Annotated in this window: 3 protein-coding genes; 1 reads left to right on the forward strand and 2 read right to left on the reverse strand. The window is 37.4% G+C overall.

Features of this window, described 5'->3' with window-relative positions:
- Together ACZFYI_RS17670 and ACZFYI_RS17675 are read right to left on the reverse strand one after the other, a co-directional pair.
- A partial coding sequence (locus tag ACZFYI_RS17670; protein WP_462525446.1) for an NAD(P)-binding protein occupies positions 1–2,046 on the reverse strand: 2,046 nt, incomplete at its 3' end.
- A gap of 1 nt (position 2,047) precedes the next feature.
- Positions 2,048–2,758 (reverse strand): transmembrane-type terpene cyclase, encoded by a 711-nt coding sequence (locus tag ACZFYI_RS17675; protein ID WP_462525447.1) that lies wholly within the window; start codon positions 2,756–2,758, stop codon positions 2,048–2,050.
- A gap of 82 nt (positions 2,759–2,840) precedes the next feature.
- Here ACZFYI_RS17675 and ACZFYI_RS17680 point away from each other — a divergent pair.
- A partial coding sequence (locus ACZFYI_RS17680) for a hypothetical protein (protein WP_462525448.1) occupies positions 2,841–3,432 on the forward strand: 592 nt, incomplete at its 3' end.

Raw genomic sequence — 3,432 nt, forward strand, 5'->3', positions numbered from 1 at the left:
TGTTAAATATAGATTAATAAATCCGCTTTCACCTGTTTTTAGTCGGTATTTAGAACTTCCTTTAAGGGACAGGACATACCGCTCCGAAGAATCTATATTAGCTCTGATATATTGCCCGTCTATCCTCTCCGCTCCATTCCTGTTTTTAAGGTCAACAAGTTGGTTCCAATCAAAATTATTATTACTGTCAAATGCCTTGGGTATAATATGCTGAAGGTTGTTTTTGATATAATCCAGCATATTTTGACGTACCAATTCATTTTGTTGCTCGGGAAAAGAAATAACACTAGCCGGCAAAATATTGGCTGCATCAGGAAATGCGCCGCAGATATAGGCTAAAAATTTCGCTTCATTATCAGGCCATTTTTCACGGGCCAGCACCTGGTTCATAGCGGCAAAAGTATCAAGAGGTTCAACATAGCATGATAGCAATTTATCTTCCTCTATCTCTAAGGTTTGGGCATCCTTATTCAGCCAAAATTGAAAAGCCTGTGTTTGCACTGTGCCAACTTTGTTCAGCATTTGTTGCCAGGCTTTATTTTGGTCAATCAATTGTGAAGCAAACTGGGGCAAAGAAGCCAAGGAGGCTCCAATGATTACTTCATCAAAATCAACTCCCTTTGTCAATATTTTTTCCTCAAAATAATCCCAATCTGTCCATCCCGATTCTAAATTGATGTTTCTTTCTTGGAGCGCTCGGGCTTGGTCGGAATCAATTTGATCATAAAGGGGATGAGACGGCCAGCAACTCAATTTATTCACATCAATAAGCGGATAGTAATCATCTGCATCGTTTTTTAATGAGTCCTTAAGTTTTACCTGCTTGTGCATCACTATTTTTTCAATGCTTTGTTTATCTTCTGATAATTGCAGGTCCACGGTCTTGTGAAAAAATTTGAACTTTGCTTTTTGATCCTTTTTGAGCAGATGATATGCAGGTGCAAAAATGGTGTCCCCCATACCGGCCTGCATCCGCCAAACCACATGTTCTTTGCAGGTAAATGCTAATCTTAAAAATATATTGAGCATGGTTCCAGCTTCGGCATTGCCTTGGGTTATATCCCCGTGCTTAAAAGCAAATGGTCCATCATACATGCTTTTAACCAGCGGAGAAGGAATGGATAATTTCTTGTCAGCTCCATTTTTTACAAGCCATTCCGCATAGTCATAATCGTTTATTTCAGAAAAATCGAGTTTAATCCCATTACCGATTTTCAATACCCCATCTTGCATCATCCCACTTAGGATCGCTATCATTAAGTCTGTGTTGATCCAAAATCTGCGGAGCCAAGTGTCCTCTTCTACCTTTTCTCCTATCAAATCCCAAAGCCATTTCCTGAGATTTTGGAGCATGGTGAGGTGATGTTCAAAACTTCCATGCTTTTCTACATCAGCCAAAAGCTTAAAAATAATTTTGAATAATTTCTCCCCTTTACTCAGCGCTGTTTTCTCAATATCCTTAATTATTTCTTCGGAGATTTTGTGAAAAAAATCAGGTATCACATTTTTATGGCTTTTGTCCGGAAAAAACAAAGCACAAAGCGGAGATTTATTTTTGTGCAGATGCGCCGTTTCTTTGAAATGGCTTGATAAAAAGTTCTCTATATTTTTTAATAGATCTTCCCATGTTACAGGACTTCCATCTCCAACCTTGCCTGCCATTTTAGGAAAATCTATTTTCCAATCAACCCAGGCACCATTTACGTTTTCTTCAAAAATCATAAATGATTGCCCTTTAAATGCTGCGTTGAAATCTCCAAGGGGATCAGTTGATGGGCGGTCCAATTCACCATAAATTTCACGCATCATGGCAAAGGCATTTTCATAAAAACCCATCCATAAATGCAACCCATGTTCTTCAACCCTGTATCCGATTTCAGGATTGACCCCACTTGCTCCTTTACCTCCAAGTCTCCACCCTAATTGATAGATAGTGATATCATATTTCTGCTTCCAATCAGGATCTTTCACTAAATTGTAAACAGCAGTGACAGCAGATAAACCACCTCCGATTACGGCAATTTTTTTTGGTTGGGAATTAGTCATATCAAGTGCTTAAGGCCTCTTTTTCAATATCCTCAGGCTTATACCTATAAAATAAATATATGTATACCAAATCAAGCAGGAATGTAATCACACACATGGTAAGCAAAAACTCATTGTCGGCCCAGATGATAAATGAAGCAACACTGATACTGCCTGTTCCAATCATTTTGAACCATGCCACGGCTTTACTGAATCCTTTGCCACGGTATTCGGGATAATTTAATAATTGATAAATGTAAAGCGAGGACATTATTACATTGATGAGCAAAGCTGAAACCACTCCAAGTTCATTGTCCACTCCATCCCATGACATATAATAAACAATACCAAACCAACCTAAAAGACTTGCAATGTACCATTTCCCGAATGTTGAATAAATAAACTTATTGGTTACAAGTTTACGCCCATAGAAATACGAGCCATGATTGATGAACAAATCCATAAAAAGCCATATTCTACAGCCCCAGGTAAAAAATGTACCCAGATCACTAACAAACAAAAACGACCATGAAAACTCCCATGCTATATTGCCTGCGGCAACAATTATGGGCATTTCATTTATTTTGAATTTTTTGGTGTTTTTTATGATAAAGTAATAGGCTATAACCCAAGACATAAAGCCTACCCCAAACATAAATAGTTCTAGAAAGTCATACTTTTCAGTATTAAAAAAACTCAAAAACCATTTAATTATTTCATCAATTATATCCATTTCACAATATTTGGTATATATTGTAAATATAGCATTTCTTCTATGCTGTCAAACTGCAAAACAATTTTATCTATTCAACTATATGAGTTATACACCATTATGGGGCAGCAGTGATTCTATTTTCGCCGCTGTATCGATGAAGAAAAAAGATTTAAATCAGTTTTTGACTGATGACTTGGCATACACTGAATCCCATCTTACGGAGGCAGACGAGCATCCTGTGATTTTTATGTTTAACAAACAAAAGATCAGGATCCTGTTTCCCTTTTTCATTATGAATTACTACGAAATGATTCCTCTAATTCCCTATGTCCATTTTAAAGAAAATCCTTCAAAAAGCTACCAAACTTCGCCCATATTGTATGTAAGCAGCCGAATGATTGTGATAGGTGCCAGAATTGCTTGGCACTTAAACAAAGTGTTTGCACGGTTTAAGGTATCTCCTCCGATCCAAAAATTTCCTGAAGCAAAACATCTATCGACATCGGTATTCCGCGAAAAAATCAATGCCATAAATTTTATTAGTGAGAGTTCGGGCGAAACCGCCAAACCAAAAGTATTTCCAAATCTCCAAGCACTAACTCCTCTATTATCCACTGACGCCCTTATTGTAGCTTATGAATCAGCAAACAGTCCAAATAAATATTGGACAACAGCATACCAATTTAACATGG

The sequence above is a fragment of the Aquiflexum sp. genome (assembly GCF_977115555.1).

Excerpts from the sequence above, each read along its gene's own strand:
- ACZFYI_RS17675 (WP_462525447.1), bottom strand. The coding sequence starts at position 2,758 with ATGGATATAATTGATGAAATAATTAAATGGTTTTTGAGTTTTTTTAAT.